At 40.5% G+C, this 24,707-nt stretch carries 22 protein-coding genes and 1 pseudogene; 13 read left to right on the forward strand and 10 right to left on the reverse strand.

Annotated elements, in window-relative coordinates; genetic code table 11:
• Window positions 1-349: 349 nt before the first annotated feature.
• From QI031_RS17080 to QI031_RS17095, 4 genes and pseudogenes are all read left to right on the forward strand, one after another.
• Window positions 350-1,432 carry a tetratricopeptide repeat protein gene (locus QI031_RS17080; protein WP_281480860.1) on the forward strand — a complete coding sequence of 361 codons (1,083 nt, stop codon included), beginning with the start codon at window positions 350-352 and terminating at the stop codon, window positions 1,430-1,432.
• Window positions 1,433-1,667: 235 nt separating this feature from the next.
• Window positions 1,668-2,363, forward strand: a complete 696-nt coding sequence (locus QI031_RS17085) for a uracil-DNA glycosylase (protein ID WP_281480861.1) — start codon at window positions 1,668-1,670, stop codon at window positions 2,361-2,363.
• Window positions 2,359-2,700, forward strand: a pseudogene (locus tag QI031_RS17090) (zinc ribbon domain-containing protein); the annotation flags it as partial. The gene QI031_RS17085 and the pseudogene QI031_RS17090, both read left to right, overlap by 5 nt.
• Before the next feature lie 141 nt (window positions 2,701-2,841).
• Window positions 2,842-3,873 (forward strand): cysteine hydrolase family protein, encoded by a 1,032-nt coding sequence (locus tag QI031_RS17095; RefSeq protein ID WP_281480862.1) that lies wholly within the window; start codon window positions 2,842-2,844, stop codon window positions 3,871-3,873.
• Window positions 3,874-3,940: 67 nt separating this feature from the next.
• Here QI031_RS17095 and QI031_RS17100 read toward each other — a convergent pair whose 3' ends face one another.
• Window positions 3,941-4,822, reverse strand: a complete 882-nt coding sequence (locus QI031_RS17100; protein ID WP_281480863.1) for a peptidoglycan DD-metalloendopeptidase family protein — start codon at window positions 4,820-4,822, stop codon at window positions 3,941-3,943.
• Window positions 4,823-5,101: 279 nt separating this feature from the next.
• On the opposite strand from QI031_RS17100, the gene QI031_RS17105 reads away from it, so the two are divergent.
• The gene (locus tag QI031_RS17105) at window positions 5,102-6,313 is read left to right on the forward strand and encodes an HhoA/HhoB/HtrA family serine endopeptidase (protein ID WP_281480864.1); all 1,212 of its coding nucleotides are present in this window, start codon (window positions 5,102-5,104) and stop codon (window positions 6,311-6,313) included.
• Between the two features lie 567 nt (window positions 6,314-6,880).
• On the opposite strand, the gene QI031_RS17110 is transcribed toward QI031_RS17105, so the two are convergent.
• The 3 genes from QI031_RS17110 to ispD all read right to left on the reverse strand — a co-directional run bounded on the left by QI031_RS17110 (window position 6,881) and on the right by ispD (window position 8,872).
• A complete protein-coding gene (locus QI031_RS17110) occupies window positions 6,881-7,228 on the reverse strand; it encodes a DUF760 domain-containing protein (RefSeq protein ID WP_281480865.1) in 348 nt (115 codons plus the stop codon).
• 207 nt (window positions 7,229-7,435) lie between these two features.
• Entirely contained in the window at window positions 7,436-8,065 is a 630-nt protein-coding gene (scpB, locus tag QI031_RS17115) for an SMC-Scp complex subunit ScpB (protein ID WP_281480866.1), read from the reverse strand.
• 123 nt (window positions 8,066-8,188) lie between these two features.
• Window positions 8,189-8,872 carry a 2-C-methyl-D-erythritol 4-phosphate cytidylyltransferase gene (ispD, locus tag QI031_RS17120; RefSeq protein WP_281480867.1) on the reverse strand — a complete coding sequence of 228 codons (684 nt, stop codon included), beginning with the start codon at window positions 8,870-8,872 and terminating at the stop codon, window positions 8,189-8,191.
• Between the two features lie 272 nt (window positions 8,873-9,144).
• Between ispD and QI031_RS17125 the strand changes: the two genes are divergently transcribed.
• Complete coding sequence (locus tag QI031_RS17125; protein ID WP_281480868.1) at window positions 9,145-10,104, forward strand: glycosyltransferase family 9 protein; 960 nt, start codon at window positions 9,145-9,147, stop codon at window positions 10,102-10,104.
• A gap of 151 nt (window positions 10,105-10,255) precedes the next feature.
• Here the strand turns inward: QI031_RS17125 and QI031_RS17130 are convergent, their stop codons facing one another.
• Window positions 10,256-10,756, reverse strand: coding sequence for a CRR6 family NdhI maturation factor (locus QI031_RS17130; RefSeq protein ID WP_281486058.1), 501 nt, complete (start codon window positions 10,754-10,756; stop codon window positions 10,256-10,258).
• A 376-nt stretch (window positions 10,757-11,132) separates the two neighbouring features.
• Between QI031_RS17130 and QI031_RS17135 the strand changes: the two genes are divergently transcribed.
• Complete coding sequence (locus QI031_RS17135) at window positions 11,133-11,576, forward strand: Fur family transcriptional regulator (RefSeq protein ID WP_281480869.1); 444 nt, start codon at window positions 11,133-11,135, stop codon at window positions 11,574-11,576.
• Window positions 11,577-11,626: 50 nt separating this feature from the next.
• On the opposite strand, the gene QI031_RS17140 is transcribed toward QI031_RS17135, so the two are convergent.
• Together QI031_RS17140 and QI031_RS17145 are read right to left on the reverse strand one after the other, a co-directional pair.
• Window positions 11,627-12,409: an Rpn family recombination-promoting nuclease/putative transposase gene (locus QI031_RS17140; RefSeq protein ID WP_281486059.1), complete on the reverse strand. Its 783-nt coding sequence runs from the start codon at window positions 12,407-12,409 to the stop codon at window positions 11,627-11,629.
• A gap of 369 nt (window positions 12,410-12,778) precedes the next feature.
• Entirely contained in the window at window positions 12,779-15,763 is a 2,985-nt protein-coding gene (locus QI031_RS17145) for a pentapeptide repeat-containing protein (protein WP_281480870.1), read from the reverse strand.
• Between the two features lie 297 nt (window positions 15,764-16,060).
• On the opposite strand from QI031_RS17145, the gene QI031_RS17150 reads away from it, so the two are divergent.
• Together QI031_RS17150 and QI031_RS17155 are read left to right on the forward strand one after the other, a co-directional pair.
• The gene (locus QI031_RS17150) at window positions 16,061-17,842 is read left to right on the forward strand and encodes a DUF3685 domain-containing protein (RefSeq protein WP_281486060.1); all 1,782 of its coding nucleotides are present in this window, start codon (window positions 16,061-16,063) and stop codon (window positions 17,840-17,842) included.
• A 12-nt stretch (window positions 17,843-17,854) separates the two neighbouring features.
• On the forward strand, window positions 17,855-18,583 hold the full coding sequence (locus QI031_RS17155) for a diacylglycerol/polyprenol kinase family protein (RefSeq protein WP_281480871.1): 729 nt from the start codon (window positions 17,855-17,857) through the stop codon (window positions 18,581-18,583).
• A gap of 83 nt (window positions 18,584-18,666) precedes the next feature.
• Here the strand turns inward: QI031_RS17155 and vapC are convergent, their stop codons facing one another.
• The 3 genes from vapC to QI031_RS31875 all read right to left on the reverse strand — a co-directional run bounded on the left by vapC (window position 18,667) and on the right by QI031_RS31875 (window position 19,940).
• Window positions 18,667-19,074: a type II toxin-antitoxin system tRNA(fMet)-specific endonuclease VapC gene (gene vapC, locus QI031_RS17160; protein ID WP_281480872.1), complete on the reverse strand. Its 408-nt coding sequence runs from the start codon at window positions 19,072-19,074 to the stop codon at window positions 18,667-18,669.
• Complete coding sequence (locus QI031_RS17165; RefSeq protein WP_281480873.1) at window positions 19,071-19,325, reverse strand: hypothetical protein; 255 nt, start codon at window positions 19,323-19,325, stop codon at window positions 19,071-19,073. The genes vapC and QI031_RS17165 overlap by 4 nt, the downstream gene beginning before the upstream one ends.
• 216 nt (window positions 19,326-19,541) lie before the next feature.
• A complete protein-coding gene (locus QI031_RS31875; RefSeq protein ID WP_484832928.1) occupies window positions 19,542-19,940 on the reverse strand; it encodes a transposase in 399 nt (132 codons plus the stop codon).
• A 250-nt stretch (window positions 19,941-20,190) separates the two neighbouring features.
• On the opposite strand from QI031_RS31875, the gene QI031_RS17175 reads away from it, so the two are divergent.
• From QI031_RS17175 to QI031_RS17190, 4 genes are read left to right on the forward strand one after another with little or no spacing between them, the layout of a single operon-like run.
• Window positions 20,191-20,538, forward strand: a complete 348-nt coding sequence (locus tag QI031_RS17175) for a hypothetical protein (RefSeq protein WP_281480874.1) — start codon at window positions 20,191-20,193, stop codon at window positions 20,536-20,538.
• Window positions 20,539-20,554: 16 nt separating this feature from the next.
• Window positions 20,555-22,561 carry a coiled-coil domain-containing protein gene (locus tag QI031_RS17180; RefSeq protein WP_281480875.1) on the forward strand — a complete coding sequence of 669 codons (2,007 nt, stop codon included), beginning with the start codon at window positions 20,555-20,557 and terminating at the stop codon, window positions 22,559-22,561.
• 21 nt (window positions 22,562-22,582) lie between these two features.
• On the forward strand, window positions 22,583-23,236 hold the full coding sequence (locus QI031_RS17185) for an OmpA/MotB family protein (protein ID WP_281480876.1): 654 nt from the start codon (window positions 22,583-22,585) through the stop codon (window positions 23,234-23,236).
• Between the two features lie 13 nt (window positions 23,237-23,249).
• Entirely contained in the window at window positions 23,250-24,635 is a 1,386-nt protein-coding gene (locus tag QI031_RS17190; protein WP_281480877.1) for an EH signature domain-containing protein, read from the forward strand.
• Window positions 24,636-24,707 lie beyond the last annotated feature (72 nt).

Below are 24,707 nucleotides of genomic sequence, written 5' to 3' on the forward strand. Positions count from 1 at the left end.
AAGAGGCAGGGGGCAGGGAGCGGGGTGCAAGGGGGATGAAGAAGAAGCAGGGGTGCGGGGTGCAGGGTGCAAGGGGGAGTTTGAAACTACTTCGCACTCATTCACTTGTGCTTAACACTCTTTCCTCTTCTCCCCTGCTCCCTGCCCCTTGTTCTTTTCTCCCTGCTCCCTGCTCCCTTGCCTAACAAGCTAAGACCAGCGTCTTTGATAAAACAAGGGTGAAAGATAGACTAGAGATTTTGGGAACACTACATAGCAGTCCTAAATCATCCGTGAATAATAACATCCTCGACTTCTTTAAAGAAGTCGGGGTTCTGATGCCTCTCAAAAAATAAACAGGGATTGGTTGATGTCAAAAGGTGAATCGAACCACCAGAAAAAAAATACATTTCCTATGCAAGGGTCTACAGCACACCTGAAACAAATCAGGCGTAATACGATTACCCATGAATTTGACCAAAATTCGCCTCAAGAAATGTTACTTGTACAAGAAAGTGAGAACCAATTATCAGAAGCATCCCAGCTATTACGCCAAGGAATTCAACAGCATAAATCTGGTGAACTCTTAGCTGCATTTAAATCGTTAAAGCAATCCTTAGAGATGTTTCAGGTAATTGCGGATGTACAACAACAAGAGCAGACACTTTCTTGTTTAGCACTGGTAACTTACGCTTCAGGTGATTACAAAAGTGTGATTTCTTACTGCCAGCAGTGTCTAGCTTTAAAAAAAGATACCCCAGACCTATTGGTACAGATGCAGGTCTTGTCCCACTTAGGTAATGCTTATCGTCACCTGAATGATCATGAAAAAGCAGTTGAGTATCTAGAGAAATGTTTAAAAATTACTCAAAAATTGCAAGACAAGCGCAGTCAGGTTGCAGCATTAAATAATTTGGGATTAGTATATAAAGCTTCAGGTAATTTTGTACGGGCCATTGAATATCAGGAGCAAAGCCTAGAAATTGTTCGAGAACTCCAAGATAAATGGGGTATGGAGCAGGTATTAAAAAATTTAGGTAATGCCTGGTATGCTTTAGACGATTACCCAAAAGCGATCGCTTACTATGAAAAATGTGTAAAAATATCACGCTCTTTGAATAATCTTCGCAGTGCTACCCAAGTACTCAAAAATTTAGGCAATGCTTGTTACGCCATCAGCGATTATGCCAAAGCCATTATTTATTATGAGGAGCGTTTGCAACTAGCCAGGGAACTCAAAGATAAACGCAGTGAAGAACAGTCCCTTGGTAGTTTAGGAGTAGCTTGTGAAGCTCTAGGTGACTATGCTAAAGCCATTAGGTACTATGAAGAGCGTTTGCAACTTGCTAGAACCATCAAAGATAAACGTATAGAAGAACAAACCCTTGCTAGCTTAAAAGTTGCTTGCTATGCCTTGGGTGATTATGCCAAAGCAATGGAATACCAACAGTAAACATCTGCAAGTATTCATGGGCATGGTGAGACAGCGCTGCGGGAGGGTTTCTCTCCGCAGGCGACTGCGAACCCGAAGGGGTCATGGTAAAACTGAATTTAATTATGCTCAATCACTTAGTTTAGAGTGTATTTGATTTCAAATTCACTGATAAAATGAAAGTTATACACTCAAAGCTATAGCTATATTTCACTGAGATTAAACAGCTGTTGCTGACCGCCATATCCCGATTTTCATGAACAGCGAAATCCAACTCAGTCTATTTAACGATGACTCTAACCCTCACCAACAAGGGCTAATTCCCACAGACTCAAAAATTCCTATTCCTCCCGGAACTTATGCCAATATGACCGAATTGGCACAGCACTGCAATCAATGTCACCGCTGCGAGTTAGGAAATACTCGTACTCATGCTGTGGTCGGACGGGGAAATTTGCAAGCACCAATTATGGTGATAGGGGAAGCACCAGGTCAAAACGAGGATGAAACAGGTTTACCTTTTGTAGGTAGGTCAGGGCAATTGCTAGAAAAAATCTTAGCATCTGTGAACCTGAGTACTGAACATGATGTATACATTGCCAATATCAATAAATGCCGACCACCAAATAATCGAGTTCCTACTCCTGATGAGATGGTAGCTTGTAAGCCTTATTTATTAGAACAAATTCGCTTAGTTGACCCCAAAATCATTTTGTTAACAGGTGCAACTGCGGTCAAAGGTATAACTGGCGATAAACGGGGAATTACTAAAATTCGTGGTCAGTGGATAGAGTGGGAAGCACGTTTATGTATGCCAATTTTTCACCCTTCCTACTTACTACGTAACCCTTCTAAAGAAAAAGGTGCGCCTAAATGGTTAATGTGGCAAGATATCCAAGCAGTGCGTGCCAAGCTTGATGAAATCCAGCAAAATAACAAGAGTGTAACTTAAGTTTACAGGTATGCAACGTCTTTGGGGCAGGAAAATATCAGATTTGGCTTTTGGCGAATTTTTACAAATCCTAGAATGGATTGCCAAAAAGAAGAATCAATTAGTTGTTTTCATCGACCAATGGTATCCCAGCAGCAAGACTTGTTCTCATTGTGATCATATTTTAGAAAGTTTAGATTTGTCTTGTCGGTCGTGGCGTTGTCCCTCCTGCCAATCAGTTAATAGAAGGGATGAAAACGCCAGTCGCAACATTTGTGCAGTTGGGGCATCGACTGTTGGGTTAGGTGAAAAACGCGGTCTTGAGGGTTTTCTTCAAAGAGCGATTTTGAACCCGTAGGGTGATGTAAGTCGGGCTGCGCCTATAATTGCTGTTTGAGCCTAGAATCCCTGCAATTCAATTGCGGGGAGTATGTCAATAGATAAAAATAGGTAAAAATCATTTTAAGTTAGTCTTTTCTAAAATAAGTGCAAATTTTATATGAATACTCAAATAAAAAATAAACTTCCTATACCCCCGTACTTTAACCCTAATAAGGTGGGAGAAGTCTGGCGCGTACCTTATCAAGAACGTGCAGCAGAAGCTGAAGTATGGGCAAAACAAGAAAATATTAAACCAGCTTCTTTAGATAAGACTCGTATTGCCTTACTTTTAATTGATGTCCAAAACACTTTTTGTATTCCTGGATTTGAATTATTTGTAGGAGGAAAATCTGGAAGTGGGGCAGTTGATGATAATCGACGATTATGTGAGTTTATCTATCGGAATCTAAGAATAATTACGACAGTTATACCTACATTAGATACTCACACAACAACACAAATTTTCCATCCAATTTTTTGGGTGAATGATACAGGCGAACATCCCACACCAGCAGCGACTAACATTACTCCAAAAGATATTGAGCAAGGTATCTGGAAAGTTAACCCAGCAGTTGCTCACAGTATTACTAATGGAGATTACGAATTATTAGAAAAGCACGCTTATTATTACGTTAAAAAACTCACTCAAGACGGCAAATATCCTCTCACAGTTTGGCCTTATCATTCTATGTTGGGTGGTATTGGTCATGCTTTAGTTTCATCAATAGAAGAAGCAATATTTTTCCATTGCATTGCTCGTCAGAGTCAGACACAATTTGAAATCAAAGGCGAAAATCCTTTAACAGAAAACTATTCAATCTTACGTCCAGAGGTGTTAGAAGATTTTGAGAAACGTCCACTGGGACAGAAAAATATGCGTTTGATTCAGCAGCTTTTAGAATTTGATGCTGTAATTATCGGTGGACAAGCTAAAAGTCACTGCGTAGCTTGGACAATTGATGACTTGTTAACAGAAATTAAACTGGTAGATGCTACCCTGGCTCAAAAAGTTTATTTGCTAGAAGATTGCACTTCTCCCGTTGTTGTTCCGGGTGTTGTGGACTATACAGAACAAGCAGATGCAGCATTTGCTAGGTTTGCAGAGGCAGGAATGCACATTATAAAATCGAGCGAAGTTATCGAAATTTAGGAATTGGTTAGTTGTCAGTTGTCAGTTGTTATAAGACAAGAGGCAACAGCTAGTGATTATTTCTTGTTCATTGTTTGAAATAAGTTTTTGGATCTTCTGCTACCCAGCCTAAATCTGAGCTAGCACGCATTTCAAAATGAAGATGGGGTTGTTTGGAAGTAGGTTTTCCAGTTGTACCGACTGTTCCTATTAAGTCTCCTTTGTTGACTTTTTGACCAACGGTAACTTCGATATTATTAAGTTGGGCATAGCGACTTTGGAGTTTGCCACTGTGGTTGATAATGACTAGCTTGCCATAACTACCTTGATCGTTAGCAAATACTACGGTTCCCGGTGCGATCGCTTCTACAGGAGTTCCAACTGCTGCTAATAAATCTACGCCACTATGAAAAAATACCTCACCCGTAATAGGATTAATTTGCCAGCCATAAGCTAATCCCACAGTTCCTATTTGCTGTAAGGGATATCCAGATATAGAAGCGCGATCGGGCTTCTCTACGTCAGCAGGTGCTGCAATAGGGCGATTTGGCGAGCCATTTACTTCTGGAACAAAGACGATTCTGGGATTTTGTTGACAGCCATTAATTTCAAACAGTGTATCGGCACGGACTTTATATTTTGCAGCCACTTGTCGCCAAGTTTGTCCACGAGGAACTTCTACAACAATCCCGTTGTAGGGAGGAATCTGAAGTTCGCTACCAACAGTCACACTGCCATTACCTAAAGTTGGATTCATGTCGATAAGTGTTGTAGGAACAAGATTGTAACTTTGTGCGATACTCTCCAAAGTTTCACCACGAACGACTTTATGGCGTTGGAAGCGAAATAAAGCTGGAATTGGGCAATCCGCTACCGCAGCAGTGACACTTTTTGGTTCTGGCAATATGGATGCTAGTCCCAAAGTGCTAACTAAGCTACAGAGCAAAAGCAAACGATAAGGAATAGTCATATTTACACGTCAGCAAAGCGCTAGTTTTAAATTTTAGATGGGAGTTTAAAAAGGGGCTAGGGGCTAGGGGCTAGGGGTTAGGAAAGACAGGGGAGCAGGGAGAAAGAAAGGGAGAAAGAGGTAATTCCTCTTCATCTCCTCTGCCCCCTGCCCCTCTGCCTCTTTCCCATTTCCAATTCATAACAATTTTTATGAAAATTGATCTGTCCACTTGCCGTTTGCTTGACTACACTTAGAAATTAACAACAGCACTGCTGTTTTGGCTTAAACGTAATGATTATGAATTTATCCTTAAAACAACTGGCTATTTATCTATCTTTACTAGCAATTGGCGGCAGTGCGGGCTTGTTTGGCAGTCGCTATTTTCTGCCACACAATCGCTCGTTTCAACAGTTGAAAAATGTGACAATGGCTTTACCTCCAGATTCTGTAGTCCCTAGCTATGGAAGTGGGACGAATGGTTCTACTGGAGGCGATAATGTGAATTTTATTGCCACAGCAGTCCAAAAGGTTGGCCCAGCAGTGGTACGAATTAATGCCACCCGTAAAGTACCCAATCCCATCTCTGAAGCTTTAAAAAATCCTTTGTTCCGTCGGTTTTTTGGCGAAGATGAGGAACCAATTCCTAGAGAACGGATTGAGCGCGGCACTGGTTCAGGATTCATTTTGAGCGAAAATGGCGAATTATTAACCAATGCTCATGTTGTAGCAGATACAGATACAGTACAAGTAACCCTCAAAGATGGCCGGACTTTTGAGGGCAAGGTAATGGGCGTTGATGCGATCACAGATGTAGCGGTGGTGAAAATCCCCGAAAATAAATTGCCCACAGTTCAGCTGGGCAATTCACAAAACTTAGCGCCAGGACAATGGGCGATCGCTATTGGCAATCCTTTAGGTTTAGATAATACTGTCACCATCGGCATCATCAGTGCCACTGATCGCACCAGCGCTCAAGTCGGTGTACCCGATAAGCGAGTCAGTTTTATCCAAACAGATGCAGCGATTAACCCTGGCAATTCTGGTGGGCCTTTGTTGAATGCTCAAGGTGAGGTAATTGGTGTAAATACTGCTATCCGCGCCGATGCTCAAGGACTTGGTTTTGCCATTCCGATTGAAACTGCTGCTCGTGTTGCAAATGATTTATTTACCAAAGGCCGGGCGGAGCATCCTTTTTTAGGGATTGAAATGGCAGACCTTTCTCCAACTAAAAAACAGCAGATTAACCAAGAAAACGACCTCAATATTCAGGAAAACACAGGCGTTGTCATTAAGGGAGTTATGGACGACTCCCCAGCAAAGCGGGCGGGACTACTTCCTGGAGACTTGATTCAAAAAATTAACGGTAAACCGATCAAAATAGCAGCTCAAGTTCAGAAACTGGTAGAGTCCAGTTCTGTTGGAGATATCTTGGTCATGGAAGTCAACCGCAGCGGGAAAATTCAAACTCTAAAAGTACAATCAGGAAGTTATCCTGAGAAAAAAAGGTAGTCAAATCGCTTTGCTCCAATTAAAAATTAAAAATTATTAATTAAAAATTGCAAGGCGTTCGCGGATTCGCTACCGCTGCATTATCAGTTGGGGCTTTTACCCACCAATGGCTGGAGACCACTGAATCTTTGAATCAGTGAGGGCTTGTACTCAGAATTAATTAAAAAGCGAAAAGTGCGGTCTTTTCTCAGGGGGAAACGCCAAGGGCGATAGGGAGCCAGTCCGGTCTTGGGGTCTCCCCAGGTGGGGGATCTTAACGTTTTTACCAACAAGGGGTAAAGGGAAAGAATTAAAAACTTTTCCCCACATGTATAAAGCCTACTTCGGCTACACGGTAGTTGAGCGCACTTGTATTGAGCGAAGTCGAAGTAGTCGAAACTCAGTGCATCGCCTCTTTTTAAAGATAAAGAACGAAAAAGATGTATTTCGAGATACGTAGTACAAAACAAGTCGGGAAGCCTGCCTAAGCAGGTGTCTCAACTTTTCAAGACATTTTCCTTGTTAATTTTCAATTCAAAAAAAGTCAATAGTCCTAAAATTGTCAGTTATGGACTATTGACTAATTGACTATTGGTTGTTAGACAAATGCTCTAATTGCATTCTTTGTTCCATCTGACGCAGAAAATACCCCGTCATCATGGCTGATGCTAGTAGCCCAGCGAGATTATCCCTGTCTGTCGTGATTTGCACGTTGAAGTTTTCTGCGGGGAGCATTCCCACTAGCCCTTGGACATTTTGCGAAATGATTTGTTTAATTTCGGGGCTTACGGACTGGGCTACACGAGCTAAAACATCAGGAGACTGATGCTGTAGATATTTGAGTAGCTGATTGGGGTATTCCTCAGAGTGGTCGTTCAGAAGCTGGTTGGGGTGTTCTTCAGAGTTGTCATGTAAAAAGTCAGGATCAAACACCATGGGCAATTTTTTTTAGCTTAGTTGCTAATTCTACTTTAAACCATAGTACAAGGGTAGTGCATTCTCCACGGGCATAAATAACTGGGGCATGGGGCATTGGGCATTGGGCATAAGAGGCAGGGGGCAGGGTGCGGGGTGCAAGGGGGATTAAGAAGAAGCAGGGGGCAGGGTGCAGGGTGCAAGGGGGAGTTTGAAACTACTTCGCACTCATTCACTTGTGCTTAACACTCTTTCCTCTTCTCCCCTGCCCCGGTCACTGAGCGCAGTCGAAGTGCTGCTCCCCTGCCCCTCTGCTCCCTGCTCCCCTGCCTCTTCTTGGAGTGTTAAATCTAGTTCTAATTGTTCTTCTTTGTGATTATTGGACAATATTTGAGGAAGTTGGTCGATTTGGAAATACTGATGAAATTTTGGTGTTACTTGTAACGAGTAGGAGCGAGATTCATTATTTCGGCGTTTGCGGACAAAACCAAGTTCGACTAGTTCTGGAACGTGCTGATATACTCCTGAACCGCGCAAGTTAATTAAGTCACTTTGGAGTATGGGGTTATTAAGAGCGATCGCTGCTAAAGTCCGCAATGCTCCTAATCCCAATTCTACGGGAATCAGTGCTTGGACTAAGTCATGAAAATCAGACCGCAGTTGCAGACTGTAACCACCAGGGGTTTCTATCACTTCTAGAGCGCTATCTCGACGGGCATAGTTGTCAATTAGTTCAATGATGCCTTCTTCAATAGTGGCGCGATCGCAGGCGGCATACTCGGCGATTTCACCGAGCGACAAGGGTTTACCCTTCAAATAGAGAATTGCTTCTATCTTCGTCGCTGTGGCTGTGTTCATTTAGTCATTGGTCATTGGTCATTAGTCATTAGTCATTAGCAACTGACATTTGACAAAGGACGTTAACTTGTGTGTGGAATTATACTGCAAATATTCAAAAAAGTCAATTTAATTTTGACTTGATTAAGAGCCTCGGTTTGTGAGGATAAATTCTGCGATCGCTAAATCTTGGGGAGTGGTCACTTTTAAATTTGTCTCTTCTCCCTCAACAATTCGTACTTCGATGCCGCACCTTTCAAATAAAGCAGCATCATCAGTTACTTCCCAACCTTGGCTGACACCTTCGGCGTGGCACTGTTTCAACAACTTGACATTAAATCCTTGGGGAGTTTGTGCTGCCCACAGTTGCTGTCGGTCGGGTGTACTTTGAATGATGCCATTTTCATCCACAACTTTAATTGTGTCTTTTACAGGTACGGCGGCAATTAAGCCAGGACATTGACGAATAGCTTGGGCGCAGGAATTTAGTAAATTTGGTGTTACCAAACATCTAGCGCCATCGTGAATCAATACTTGCTCTGCGGCTGTTGGCAGTGCTTGCAAGCCATTATAAACAGATTCTTGGCGGGTAGAGCCACCGATAATTAGTTCTACTGGTTTAGTGAGCTGCAAATCAGCAAGAATTGCCTTGAAATCTGGCCAATCAGTGGGCTGGGAGATAATTCCTATCCACTGAATTGTACTTGCTGCTGCCGCAGCTTTGAGAGTCCAAGCAATAATTGTTTGCGATCGCACTTCGAGTAGGAGTTTATTGCGGTTACTCCCCATTCTTTTGCCGCTTCCTGCGGCTGGAATTAGTAAATACACAAAATTTAGGGGCTAGGGGCTAGTAAAAAAGCAGGGGAGCAGGGAGCAGGGGAGCAGGGGAGCAGCACTTCGACTGCGCTCAGTGACCGGGGCAGGGGAGAAGAGGAAAGAGTGTTAACCACGAATGAATAAATGGGAAGTAGTTTCAAACTCCCCCTTGCACCCTGCCCCCTGCCCCTCTGCCTCTTCTTCCCAATGCCCAATAATAAATCTCTGATACCCAATACCTATATTCCCCTAAAATAGGGAGCGAGTACGCGTCAATAAATATTATGCGAGTAGTAGCCCTTGTACCTGGCGGAATTGGCGACCAAATCCTCTTCTTTCCGACTTTAGATGACCTGAAGCGCTATTACCCTAACGCTCAGTTAGATGTCGTTGTTGAACCCCGGTCAAAGGCTGCCTACCGGGTGAGCAAGTCAGTTAATGAAGTAATCACATTTGATTTCAAAGATCGTAACAGTCTGGCAGATTGGGGTAATCTGGTGGGTGCAATTCGCGATCGCGAATATGATGCCGCCATTGCTGTAGGGCAAAGCTGGTTGGTGGGTCTTTTTCTCTGGTTAACAGGGATTCCCACACGCATTGGCTACCAAGGCAAAGGATCAATTTTTCTCACCAATTCTGTGCCGTTCAAACCATCCCAATATGGGGCGGCGGTCTACCATGACTTGGTGCAAGGATTAGGTATTGACACCCTTTGCCCAGAGTTAGCAGTGAATGTACCAAAACCAGATATTGAGTGGTCACAGAAGGAACAAACACGCTTAAAACTGCATGAAACAGGTTATGTCTTGATTAACGACGGTTTTAACCAGGATTCTCAGACTAAAAGTTTGGATACAAGCTATCCTGTAGCGAATTGGCAGCAAATTATTCAAGATTTTCAATCTAAACAGCCGGATTTGCCTATGGTGGTCGTTAAAGGAGTTGACAACGAGCAATTTGTGCGATCGCTCTTGGAATATAGCCCCCAAATCAAGGTGACTGCCCCAAGCGATATTGGTAAGTTGGCTGCTATGATTGCTGGGGCAAATTTAATGTTGACTACAGATAGTGCGCCACTACATCTGAGTGTGGCAGTACAAACCTATACCATCGCCTTATTTGGCCCCACAGAACCAGCCAAAGTATTACCCAAAAACGATAAATTTCTTGCCATAAAATCTCCCACAGATCGAACGGCAGATATTTCCCCCAAAGCAGTTTTAGAAAAAATCTGGGGCGGCTAAAAGAAAGCAGGGAAGCAGGGAGCAGGGAGAAAAAGAGAGAAGTGCGGTCTTGGGGTCTCCCCAAGTGGAGCAACTTCGGGAGAAAGAGGTAATTTTTCTTTATCCCCCTTGCGCCCCGCACCCTGCCCCTCTGCCTCCTTTCCATGCCCTTTTAACATCTTTCAAATAAAGCATCATCCAACTCATAACCAAACATTTGCGCCATGTGTTTTAGCCGTGATAAACTGGGCAAATTTTTCTGTTTGAGCCAATCGCTTAAAATGAAAATTTTATGCATCAAAAAGATTTCTAAGGCTTCGGGGTTATACTGTATGCCTTCTTTGGAACTGAACTGATGGGGTACTAACATGGCAGTATAGCGGGCTAATTCCCCAGATTTCCAATCTAGTAAAAACAAAAACCAAGGATACTTGGCATCTAAACGAATAAACCACAGTCGTAACTCTGGAATTTCTGAAAGTTCGCGAGGGTCGCTAGGTTCCAGGGAATAATCGATATCAAAACACAGTTGCTGCTCGTAACAGATGTAGATGCTCTGTGTCTTGTCGTCAGACATTGCTTCTTTTTGCAACATGTCATCAATCACCGTTGATGCAGGTGAAAGATCCAAATTATTAATAGAGTCAGCATTCAGTGCGATCGTGATTGTCATTGACTCAGCAGCCACTTTCTTTATGCTCAACAGTAGAATTGAGTATCCACAGTACCAGCTTTCAGGAATTGATGCTACCTATCTGCATTAGGTCACTTTAATTCAGTCCACTTGAGCAAGAAAAGCACCTGTCTTAAGGTGGACATTTATAGTAATTGTAAGCTAAAGTTGTAATGAGTTTGTTTTAGATTAGGGTGTGACAAAACAACCGTCAATAAGCAACCAAAGTCATTACCTCAGACTGTGAATTTCGCAGCAACTACAAGCAACAAGACAGGTAGAGGTGAAATGACGGTGTGTAATATCCTTGCATATAATCAAGAACCAACGAACATTAAAAACGGAAAATTTTTCCCAATAGTTAACAAACTTAACTATGCAAAAACAAACAATATCAACAAAACCGATTTGTTCCTTAGAAGATGCTTTAGAGCGTTGTCAAATGCTGGGTATGCGCGTTAGCCGCCAGCGTCGCTTTATTCTAGAGTTATTATGGCAAGCAAATGAACATCTTTCTGCTAGAGAGATTTATGATCGCCTCAATCACCAAGGTAAAGACATTGGTCATACTTCTGTCTATCAAAACTTAGAAGCTTTATCTAGTCAAGGTATTATTGAGTGTATTGAACGTTGTGACGGGCGTTTATACGGCAACATCAGTGATTCTCATAGTCATGTCAATTGTGTTGATACCAATCAAATTCTTGATGTTCATATAGAACTACCAGAAGAAGTTATCCGTCAAGTTGAACAAAAAACAGGAGTGAAGATTACCGAATACACGATTAATTTTTATGGATATCGTAATCCACAAAGATAGCATAGGGCATGGAGAGCAATTTTCATTTCTTGTCAAATCTTGTTAAATACTTATGTGTTCTCTTGTGCAGCCAGCCGGACAGATTTTACATCAACACTGAGCTGTTGAGCAATCTGTTCTACACTCATCCCTGTTTGTAGTAACAGGGGTACTGTAACTTTCAACATTTCAACTTCCCGTTCTTCTCGACCCTCAGCTTTCGCTTCCTGATAAAACCTTGTTTGATCTAAAGTCAGTCCCAGCATAGCTTCCACTTCCTCTCTACTCAAAGACGAAAATTTGTAAACAGCAATTGTGGTGATAATATCTATAACTTCGTTTTTCGGCAGTGACTTTGTTGACTCTAATTGTACCCGTTGAATTAATTGCTTTGCTTTATCTGCGACCACTTCATCTGATGCAATTGTCAGCTGCATCAAATTGATCCCTATTGGCTGCTGATTAGAAGTACTTAACTCATCTAAATAAATGCACTGCACTTGGTTGCTGTTTAAAAATATTCGATGAGTTCTTGTATCAGATGGTAACAAACTGCGTGATGGGAAAATGACCACACAGTACCAATCATCATATTCAGACTGATTCCGGTATAGATACATCAACGACTCAGTAAAGAAGCGATGATAAAGAGCTTCATCTTTCTGAAATTGAACTTCTGCAAACAAGATAATCCTGGGTGTTGCACCTGCTGGAGGTAAAAAGACCCCATCAATGCGAAAGGCAGTTTCTTTGACCTCAACTGACTCAAATCTATAGTTTTGTGCCTGTTCAGGACGGTAATCAACGAGTTCAAAAATTAACCCAGGAAAACGCTTAAAAATTTGGTAATAAATAGGGTCTGCTGAACAGCTTTAAAAGTCTTGTCTTGTAAAGTTTTGCGGCTATTTTTTGAGAAAAAAGTGCATGAAAATAGGCGTATAAGCCTTAAAAACCTTGGATATCAAATTTTTTGGAGTTCAAAAAATTGGAAACCATAGGCATAAAACTGTTCCCTGTTTCCTGCCCCTATCAAAAGACTTTTTCAGTAAGCCCTAAATAGAGTCGCGTTTCACTAAAATACCCAATAATAATAGCTGTTTATTAACTAGTAATTTTATTGTTAATTGGCATTATTACTTCAATTACTTGTTAGGACTTACGCACTTACAACTAAAGTATAATTGGCAAATAATACGATTAAAATAACTTGGGATAACAGACAATTACTCATTACTGTAATTACGAGGATTCACCTCAAAAACTGTTTCGTCCTCACAATCATCATCGTATAAATCCATTGGAGAAATCGGTTCATCTTCTAAGCCTTCAATTAAGCTCATATTTGCAGTCTTTTGAGACCAAACATCTGTGTTAAGTGCGGTGTCAGAGATGCTCAAAAGAGATTGCTGTGACAGTAAACTTTTTAGGGTTTGAAACTTCTCTAAGGAAAATAAAGCACCATTGAGGGTAGCAGTTTCTCTATCAGCATCAGAGAGGATAGTCTGAAATAAGCAGGTGTTCGTCAGATTAGCAGTTTGAAGATTAGCACCTGTAAGGTTAGCACCTGTAAGGTTAGCACCTGTAAGGTTAGCACCTGTAAGGTTAGCACCTGTGAGATTAGCGCTTGTAAGGTCAGTGCCTGTAAGATTAGCACCTGTAAGATTAGTATCTGCTAAATTTGCTCCTATAAGTACTGCATTTGATAAATTGGTCTGCTCAAGATTTACCCCAGTTAGCATGACTTGCAATAAATATGCACCTGAGAGGTTGAGTTTAGCTAGAGAGTGTATTCGCTTTGTAAAAGTGGTATTAGATAAAACTGCTGCTCTACCAATCAATACTAGCAGTGCTTCTGGATAAAACTCTGTCACGTTGGCTGGATTACCACAAGGGCAAAAGGAAACTTTTATTTCTTGATAGCCAGCGCTGAGTAATAAAAATACGTTGAGTCCCACATTGGCATTTATGTGTTCAACGTTCACAGGATTTTGCAATGTGTGAAAATAAGTTAAGACTTGGTGTGCTATCCCTTCATCTAACCAACGACCTTGACAGTAAGCCCGCCAAAAAGATTCTAGACGTGGTAAAAAAATTTCCCAAGTAAAATCGCTGGTTTGCTGCTGTAAGCTTTTAATCACCAGTTCGGTAATTTCTGGAGTAAGAATGCCATAACCGAGTAATTGATAGAGATGCTGGGCGATACTACTAGCAGAATCAAGGATAAAACTGAGTGTTCCATAAACATCAGCTTGACGTTGAGTCAGGATTTGTAATTGAGCAGCAATAGCTTCAGCGCAGAGGTACTCTCCTAATTTGGGGTGAGAAAATTCTGTATTAATTGTTTGTGATACCTGAGAACTGACAAAAGAGCGAAAATAAAAAGCTGGTAAGATATTTGTGCTTAATTCCGCAGACAAGGTAACTTGATGACGATCGCCATGTAAAATTTGTAGAGCGATCGCTTGCATTTGAGTCAGCAAATCTTGGGGATGGCGACCAAAAAGTAGGTTGGCAATGGCTTCTGGTGTTCTATGAATATGAGCTGATCCTGACCGTAGTAACATTGTCTTAATCCCGCCAGTCAGAGGATAACCCAATAACCATCGGCTCAGACGATGATAAATTTCCCATAGTAAAGCAGTGTCGGTAGTTTGCAACACTTGATTATCTAAAAATCCGTCACGGTGCAAAACACCCAACAAATAAAGCATCAAGGGTTGACGGACAAGGTTAGAGAGTTCTGATAACTGAGATTTACTGGTAAATAACCCTGCTTGCTTCAAAAATGTAAAGTAATTTTGAGCAATAGGTAAAGACTGCACTGTCGCCCATTGCTGAAACCATTGTTTTAGTTGGTCAGCTTCTAAAGGTTGAATGGTAATTCGCTGCCATTGCAACGATATTTCTGGGGAAATTTCTTGTAAAGTCGCTGTTCGACTAGTCAACAAAATTTTATGTCGGCGTTCAGATTGCAATTTTAATAACTGCTGAATAAAAATTGCCTGTGTTCTTTTACCTTGACTAGAAGGAGGTAATTCATCTAGACCATCAAGCAGTAACAGACATTGAGGATAATCTTGCTCTAGCCAAGTGGTAAGGTCGGTGTGAAAATTACTAGGAAAACCAGAATTGAGAGTTTCAGTTAAAGTACTGCCATACTTGACATCTCGTAGTCGGATAATAATCGGCATCCAAGTAGGGTAAAGTTCCTGGGCTACTTGCGCCGCCCAAATTTGACAAAAACTGGTTTTACCATAACCGGATTCCGACTCAACTACAGCAATAGTTGATAAATCAGCTAGTTGCTGTTGCGCCCATATTTTCAAATCAACTGATGAAGTAGTCTTTTCTTGGAGTGGTAAACCAACCAGAGGAACATAGATATCCTTGAGGGCGAAGGATTCTATTAGCAAAGGTGTACTCAGGCTTTGTAGTAAACTTGCCCGGTAGTTTTCTCGGTGCAAATCAATTTTGTCACCTACTATAGAAGCGGAATTTTGGATATCACCAGCAATTCCCAAACGGAAAAATTTTTGCAGTTGGGCTAAAGGAGGAGCATTTTGGGCAACTACTGTTAACAAATGTCCATCCAGGGCGGATGTTAAACGCTGCGTTAATAGTTTAGCCTCTAGTTCCTCTGCACCATTGGCGATAAACCAAGCTACCGTGGCGTTATTTATTTGTTGCACCAGAAATGAATCTGCCACCAAAGAAAGGGCTTGTTCGGCTTGAGTGTCACTCAGTTTTCCAGGGTTAAGAGTTTTTAATAGCCCTTGCAATTGAACATCTTGCAGAAGAGATTTACCGATTCCCTGTTTAATTACTGGTTGGGAGGGTATCATCGCCCGATTTAGCCAAGGTCTTTGTAGACTTTCTTCTTGGTCTAAAATTTGTCGTAATCCTCTAAGATAAGCAATCTGAAACGTCAGCCATGTACCCTCATTGCGTTTTAAGGCCTTTTTTTGGCTTAAACTACGTAATAAATTTTCGCTCAACAAAGCAATGATAGTGATGTCTTCCCCAACAGCGCCTAATGGTAGTTCTAAAACCTCTGCTAGGGTACAAATATCAAACGGCATGAGGCTTTTACCTTCCATATCCTGAACAATCCGGTAGGCAATACCTGCCAACTGTCCAGATAAAAACTCTGTGATGGAATTGATTTCGATATGTCGTTCTGCCAGCCAATGCTGAATATTGAAGTTCATTTAATTACATGGTTAGTAGCTGCCTATGGCAATTATCATCCATTTATCAGTAGACGAAAACAGGTAACAATGGGAAGGACTAAGCCTAGCGTGAAAAAGCAAGGGAGTAGCACTTCGGCTTCGCTCAGTGACCGGGGGCAGGGAGCAGGGAGCAGGGGGAGCAAGCCCTGCTCTTCTTGGGCGCTCGAACTTAGGCGGAGTACAAGCTCCGTTTCAGCCTCTCCCCTTTGCTAAGAGTTCCCTGTTCCTCTGCTTCTTTTGACTAGAAAAAACGGTGCTTGTGTATTTGAGCAAAATATGAGCGATCGCCCTTTAAAATTATTATTAGTTGACCAAGACCCTATCTTCCAGCTGGGACTACGGGTAGCCTTAGAAGAAATCCATAACATCCAAGTGGTATCGACGGTAGAAACCGATACCGCCGCCTTGCAAGTATTAGCAGAACTTGCCCAGCAAGACCCCAACTTAGTAAATTTGGTCATTTTAGAATTGGGTAATGGTCGCTCTCTTGACAGTCAGCAGCAAGGTTTACAACTTTGTCGGCAACTAAAAACTCAATATCCTAATCTACCGATTTTACTTTTTAGTTTTATCCGAGAACCAGAAATACTGCTGCTAGCAAAATCTGCTGGTGTCAATGGTTACTGCCCTAAAGGTACTTCTATTACCCAATTAGTCGCGGCAATGGAAGAAGTAGTAGCTGGCGGTTCTTATTGGTTGAATGAAAGAGTAACAGATAGAAGTATCAGTAAATTAGTAGCTGAGGAAAATCAAAATTCCTCACGCCTTCCTGTTTCCTCACTTCCTTTTGCTAGATTACGCCATAATTGGCATTTGTCAGGAATTGGTTATATTGATGCCACATTAAAAGCAGTTACAGACCAATTACACATTCCCGGATTACCACTAATAGATAAAGCAGTGCTGGCTGGACAGCGACGAGAACTACTAGCAGCTCGTTGGCTACTCAGTCGTTTATTAATTTCACCACAAGAAAGACAACAAAAACAGCAACAATTTATTTTTTCTACTCAACAAGAGCCTACTATCTCTTCACTCAGTAGCACTATTGTCTGGCAAACCTCACCACCTTTACTCAGCCCTAGAGCGCTACAAGCTACTTTATTTTCATCTTGTGTCACTAAACTGCAATTTTCTTTACAAAATGTGACAAATGTGGCTTTAGAAATTGATATTTTTCGGGAAGAGAAGAAGCGGGAATTACTTTATTTAATTTTGCAAAAACTGGCTCAACAATTGGATGAACTGCGAATTGCTGAAATTACAATCAATCAATTAGGAGATTTAAAAAGTACTATATTACTTGATTTATGGCAATCAACAATTACAGATTTTTTTGGTAAGTTTTCACGATTGCAATTAGGGAAGCAAAATATCGAAATTGTGAATTTATTACTGCAAAATCCTGGAGTTGTCCAAGCAGAAATTTTAAATAAAATTCCTTTAGTTGGAGAGTTATTTGCTTATTTATTATTTCAGATAGATTTACAAATTGATAATACCTCTTACCCAGCGGGAAGCTCTGAAGCCAAGTCTCAAGCCGAAATAATTTTAGAAAATTTGCTGATTCAAGTAGCAAATGGTGTAGTGCAGCCGTTACTGAACTCTTTGGCAGATGTAGAAGTAATTAAACAGAATTTTTATGACCGGAAATTGATTTCTACGCGAGATATTGAACGTTTTAGAAATGATTTGTCATGGAAATATCGTTTGAATAATTATGTTAAAGAAGCTCAAAGAACTTTTGAAAGCCGTTATGAGTTATTTGTCTTAGCGCCTCGCGGAATTGCCAATACTTCGATTTATGCTCCCCGTGGTCAAGAATTAGCCCAACTTTCGGGAATCCCTTTAGTGGTGACTTTGGTACTGGAATTTCGAGATGCGATCGCTCCTCGTCTGCGATCGCTGTTATCCTTTTTAGGTAGTGGCTTTGTCTTCATTCTTACTCAAATCATTGGTCGTGGTCTAGGTTTAATTGGTCGTGGTATTCTGCAAGGTATTGGTAGTGTGTCGTTTCCAGAAAAAAACTTTAAACGTAACAGCGATCGGCAAAAATAAGACAGGGAACAAATGACGAATAGCGATTTTATGGGGTTAGCGTTCTCCTATATCTACGCAATTTCTCTACTAATTTTGGGCGAAGGACTACGTAGGCTGTTTAATGTGCAGCCAAATTTAACCCGTAAAATTATCCATATTGGTGCAGGAATGTGGATTTTCGGTGTATTGTCGCTGTTTAATCGTTGGGAAATTGGTATTCTGCCCTTTGCTACATTTATCGGACTCAATTACCTGTTTTACCGCTACCGAATTATCGGCGCGATGGATACTGAAGATAGTTCACCCGGTACGATTTATTTTGCTATTTCGGTAACACTACTATTTGGGTTGCTGTGGCGACCGGATAGCGCAGTTGACAACGTTCCTGTTGCTGTGGCTGGGGTGATGGCGATGACTTGGGGAGACGCACTGGCGGCGTTAATTGGCAGGCGTTTCGGACAGCATAAATACCAAGTTGGTAATTCTGTGCGTTCTTGGGAGGGTTCGGTGGCAATGTTACTGGCGAGTACGTTAGCGATATTTTTAGTACTGCTGTTATTACCTGGTTCGTCCCTCAGTCCTCTAGCAATACCTGTAAGTGCGGAAAAGGCTTTTTTGATAGCGTTAGTTAGTGCTATTTTTGCCACCCTAGCTGAGGCAGTTTCGCCCCACGGTACAGATAATCTCAGTGTGCCGCTAGTGACGACAGGGGTAGCATGGTTGATGATGCAAGGTTTATCCAACTTTGAGTTTAGCTGATTATTCTCAAAAGCTAAAAAGGTCGAGCCAACGGCTAAGACAAAAAAACTAGCTAGGTTAAATTTTATTTAATTCATTAAGACTCAACTCTCTTCCTCCCAATCCTCAATCTGCAACCTATTCACTCGACTAAACTCCCGTGTATTATGTGTAACCAATATTAAATCATTCGCTAGTGCAATAGCTGCAATTTGAAAATCATTGGGGCCAATAGGAGTCCCCCTAACTGACAATTCCACGCGAATTATTCCGTAAATGAGGGCAGCAGAATCATCAAACGGCAGCGAAACAAACAACTTGAGAAACTCTTGTTGGCGAGCTTTGGTCCTTTCAGGATTCTTGCTTTTTATTGCACCATAAAATAACTCACCTTTGACCACAGAACACACAGCAATATCTGCAATATTTGTTGCTCGCAAATGCTCCCGAATTGCCATTGACCTACCATTGAGATAACGAGCGCAAACATTAGTGTCCAGTAAATATATCACACGATTTCTTCCCTTTCTTCAAAATCACCCTCAGAATCAATAACAATAGGGTCATCTTGACAGCTACTATAAGTCTGCTCAAAAAAACCAGGAGGCCAACCCAATTCTTCTGGTGTTTTTTGCTGTTTTGGTATTTCTATCGGTTGATAAATTACCATGATTTCAACTTCTTTATCTGTGATTCCCACGGGAATTTCTAAATGTAAAATCCCATCTTTGCCGACACGCTTTGTTAATTTAATACTGTGCATTATTGTTTATCCTTTAGATATTACTCTACTGGAGTTTAGAATAGTTCGCGGTGCAAAACTAGAGACAGAATCAAGCAAAACTATTATTAAAGCTGGAAGAGAAAAGATAGAATGAAGAGCGATAATAGCAGCAAACAAAAAATTAGTTAAATTCCAATATCTTCGTCAAGAAACTAATATTGATGAAGTGTGGTTTGTAAAATGAAAAATCTCAAATTATTTAACAGTCTCAGTCTGCGAAATTAAACCTCGACTGATAATAGTTAAATTATGAGCGATTATTCCCCAGCCCACCCAACGTTTTAATCCCATGTCTCCTCTATACAAACAACGTTGGAATCCAAAACATCTTTTCAAAAAACTAATACGTCCTTCTACACCGTTATGCCAATACTGCCTTAAAATTAAACTTTCTTTGACATTTTTAATTTTTTTCTCATAACTTAGGCTGCGTAAGTGTTTTAAAGTTAACATCCTGAATATCACTTCTACAGGAGTTGATTTTCTTCCCGTCTTGCTGGAGAGTGGATAACGTTTTGAAAAGTCTGCTGACATTAACTCAAGCAGCTTGTCATCACAGAGCAGATGGTCAATTTGAGTCATTTGCTCATCCATTTCACCAAACAGGTGCAAGATAATGTTGAACTCCCGGTCAATGTGATATTTTTTTCGTAACACTTCTAGAGAGCCTTGTGATTGAGTATATTTTTCGTTTTCTCAATCACTGTAAGGCTTTTGGGTTTCGCACCGCGAACTAGTCTAAACTCCAGAAAGTTGGTATTGCACTAATTTAGATCATATACAAATAAGTTTCCATCTTTGGGAACAATAAACCTATTAAAGCTCAGGCAAATAGGTAAAAGCATTGATTGATGAAACTGACGAACCATTGTACCCCTCTGTTGAGAAATTGGTTCAGGAGATTGTGGCAATTAACCACGCGTGGAAAGTGGCTTGTGAATTGTTTGGACAAAATTCACATCTATCTACTTCTTCGCGGGATTTAAAAACCTGTTTACAAGTTCGTTTGTTGCGAAGTTATTCACCAGAACAGGTTTATTTAATTGAGGATAAACAATCAGAAGGTGAACCACTTTACAGCTTACGTTTACGGGAACCTATAGGAAATCGCTTATATGCAGAACATCTGCCAATGCGGGTAGCTAAAGAAGTTCTTGCGGATAAAGAATTAGAACAATTCCAAAAGATATAAACAAGAGGGGTGCAGTGTGGAAATAGCAAAAGTTTGGGGCATTATTTGGGATAATGAACCTTTTCATTGGGCAATTGCTTTTGTGTTAATAGCTGCAACTGTCGTCGAACTTTACACAGTATGGCAGTATTGGCGCTCAGAGTGTGGAACAACTGAAGCCTCGATTAAGTTTTTGAAAAATTTTAAAAATGGTAAAAATGTAAAAGTTCGCTCCTGGTTAAAAAAGCATTTAGGAACCGATGATGAAAACAGAATTAGGCAACAAAAAGAAAAGGATGGTAACTTTGTACTGATAAAATATCCATCTGTCTTAGCCCGACCCATACCTCGAACTTCCTTGCGTTTTGTGACAACCTTATGTACTGCTATCGGCGTTTTAGGAACCTTTTACGGCATACAACAGGGACTTCAAGGAATCAATTTAACTACAGATAATCCTCAGCAACTGATGAGTGACAGTAAAGTTCTGCTGGTAGGAATGAAAACAGCTTTTTCTACTTCCTTGATGGGGCTTGGTTCTGGTAGCTTGTTTACTTTAGTTTTATTTATATGTGATTTGCTACGGCAGACACGGCGTGAGAGTTTGCGTCAAAAACTAGAGAACATTGCAACTTTAAAAACGGCAGACAATGCCAATATTGAAGTAGCTGAAACACTTAGTCTTGTAGCAAAAAACTTGACTGGTTTAAAACAGTTAAATGCAGAAGGTATTGGTCAAGCTGTAGGTAGGAGTATTGCAGAACAGTTTGCAGGTTTAAATGAGTTGTCAGCCCCAGCTATTGGTCAAGCTGTAAAGCAGCAAATTTTCCCAGCCTTGGAAGCAATATTCAAAGAACAGAAAAAACTTCGGGAACTTGAAGAAAATCAAGGGCAGAGAGTATTAGAAGAACTTATCAAAGATTTACGAATCCAGGTACTTGAGCCGATTGTAGTTCGACTAGATAAAAGTGCAGAGTTAACCCAGCAAGCTTCCACGGCAGTCTTAACATTACATCAAGAACTTGGTGGTATCTCTCAAAGATTAGCAAGTTCCATCCTGACAATTCAGAACTTTCAACAAGAGACTTTGGTGCAACTCCAAGGATTTGCTCACACTTTGGGACAGACTCTAAATCAATTTCAAACAGATACAAAAGGTGTCTTACAAGAAACAGCACAAGAAATTAATCAAGCCGTAGACCACAGTATTCAGGGAATGACAGCCCAGCGAAGTGCCTTTGAAGCAAGTGCAGTCCAAGCTGCTGATACCTTCCGAGGAATCCGAGAAGAACTGCAAACAGCACTACAAGAACGCGCCGCAGTAGAACAAAAGATGCTTCAAGCTACTCAGACTGGAATTATCCAAATTCTCACCCAAGCAAATAGAACCTTTCAGGAGCAAACTAATACTCTAAAAACAGTGGGTAATCAAGCTTCTGAATTGATGAATGATGCAAAAAATAATCTTCTGGCTACTTTAGGAAATATCGACGCAACACTCACGGCAACTCGCCATACAGTAGAAAATGATTTGACAAGATTCAGAGAAGAATATCAAACAAATTTACAGACATTCTTTGAACGACAAAACAACTTACTTGAGAGAACGCTAGGCAAACAACGAGATGGATTATCGGGAGTTGTGAATAATCTTGATCAAGTCTTCCGGGAAGAATTTAAAAGACGCAGTGAATTGACTCAAGAAGTAGACAAAAGTATGACTAAAATTCAGACATCTGTCGAACAAATTAACAAGTTAGTTATTGCGGCTGGATTAAACGATACAGAACGACTAATGCAACTAGAAAATCTTGCTCGTGGTATTGGCGAACAATTACAAAAATTGGACAATTCATACAGAAACTTGAATCACAAATTTGACAGTAGCCTTCAGTCTTGGCAGAGTCATCTTGAAGGTTCTATGCAAAGAACTGTTGACTTACAGGTAAACTTTTTCAAACAGGCAGATACTTCTATGGCTAAAGTTTGTGGAGATTTACTCAAAACAGCAGAAGTTCTGGTAGCAACAAACAATAAATACTAAATTATCAATAAAGTAATTGGAATGGTTAATTTAATCAATGACGATTTTTTTGAACCAGAGTTCATAGAGGATGATGACTCTAATATTTATTTGTCTATTGGCGATTTGATGTCTGGTTTACTAATGTTCTTTGCTTTGTTATTTATAACTGCCCTACTCCAGCTTGCCCAAAAAGATGTACCAAAACGGGTAGTAATTGGCAATGTTGTGGGACAAATGAAAAGCAACAATATCAATGTCAAAGTCAACCCAGATACTGGGGATGTTAGTATCCAAGAATCAATTTTATTTGCCAAAGGAAGCACAGAACTTAAACCAGAAGGTAAAGCTTTTCTACGCCGTTTTATTCCTGTTTATAGTGGTGTGATTTTCTCAAAATCAGAATTTGAGCAGGAAATTAGCCGCGTAGTCATAGAAGGTCACACTAGCTCAGATGGAGACGATAAAACAAATCTAGAACTAAGCTTGTTGAGGTCTTCATCAGTTTATCGATACATTTTCTATGACATGAATTTCTCTACCAAATTACCTTTAAGCCGGAAAATATTAGCTGCTGGACGTGGAGAAATTGAATCTAACAAGAAAATTGATAATCCAGGCGATCGCAAAGTAGTTTTTCGCTTTCAATTTCGTAGTGATGAATTAAAGAAAGATATTATAAAAACCTCTATTTAAAGGAGAAACAATTTTGAGTTTTCAGTTTTCTATTCCTTCTCTACCTGAAACTCCTCAGTGTAGTCCTAATCAACTTATTCAGATTGCAAGTAGCTTACCAAATGCAACAACATCAATACCAAGTGTTGATAAAGTATTAGAAGCTATTGAACAGGGTAAAGCTGATCAACTAAGTAAATTAGACTGGGTTTACTGTATCTATGCTAAAGCACAATGGGATCGGCAAAATATTGACCAATCCTACAAAACATCAGCAGCCATTTGGAGGGTAGCAATTTCTAATTCATGGTTGCAACATCAACTATTGTGGCGTATAGCTCTTTATTATAGTGGTCAGCAAGAACAGGTATTAGCACAGTCTCTAGCTGAATCTTTTGATGTATTTGCTAATTCTGACTTAGTTAGTAGCCTACTACCAGTTCAAATTATTCAGGTGCTTTGTAGTGAACAAGCAGGTCATAAATTAGCAAAAATTACTTGCGAAAAGCATATTACTCAAACTGAACTGCTAAACCAAATTCGAGAAAGTTTACCTGTTTGGATTCCATTATTTAGCCAATTCATAGAAGATATAACTCCCTATTTTACTACAATTATTTCTCCTGATAACCTACAAGTAAAATGGTTATTAAGTTGTTTGGGTGAAATGTTAGATAATCAGCAAATTAAAGCGGTTAATCATTTACTCACTAATATTTCTAACGAAATAGTTAGCGACCATTCTTTACTGATTGATTGGTTACGAAATAACTACAGAAATGGTGGAAATTGGTATAAACTTTCAACTCCAGCAAAGCAAAGACTTCGAGAGTGGATTGGAGGCATCAATTATGGTGATTTCCAAAAGTTAGTTAATTTAATATTAAACAAGCTCGATTTACAAAACTTCGAGTCAAATCAGCTATGTAGACGCAGAGACTTTTGGGCTGATTACAGTAACCGCTTTGAACGGCTTCGCATCTTGTTACCCAAAGCATCACAAATTGCCATAGGGTATCAAATCCAAGGTGATGTTAATCTACTAGAAGATGATGGTAGCGACCCGACAGAGGTTTGTATATTCGATTTTGGTGAATGGTTTGTAGTCGAGTTCTTTCGGGGAAAAGGTAGTGAGATGCGCCTGTTTCCGAAAAATTCCATAAACGAACAAATCCTTTTTGGTGAATCCACTCTTTCAGTCAAGCGGATTCGCTGTCTGGGTGGCGATAGACATGATCATGTTTATCTTTGGCAGGAATTTTCCCCCACTTGGCTTAAAAATCATGGAATTTTGCCTAATCCAAATACCCGGCTTTCCAAAAACCCAACAGCAGATAAATTGCAAAAGCGAGAACACAATCTTGAGCGATGGAAAAAAGAAATTGAGTATCTAGAAAGGGAAGCTAGAGTTTACCTATGATGTTATAAAAAGTATTTTATATTAGTTTACTTTGTTCACAAGCAATTCACATATCATACATTACAGTTCAGA

This window comes from Halotia branconii CENA392 (genome assembly GCF_029953635.1).
GTDB lineage: Bacteria > Cyanobacteriota > Cyanobacteriia > Cyanobacteriales > Nostocaceae > Halotia > Halotia branconii.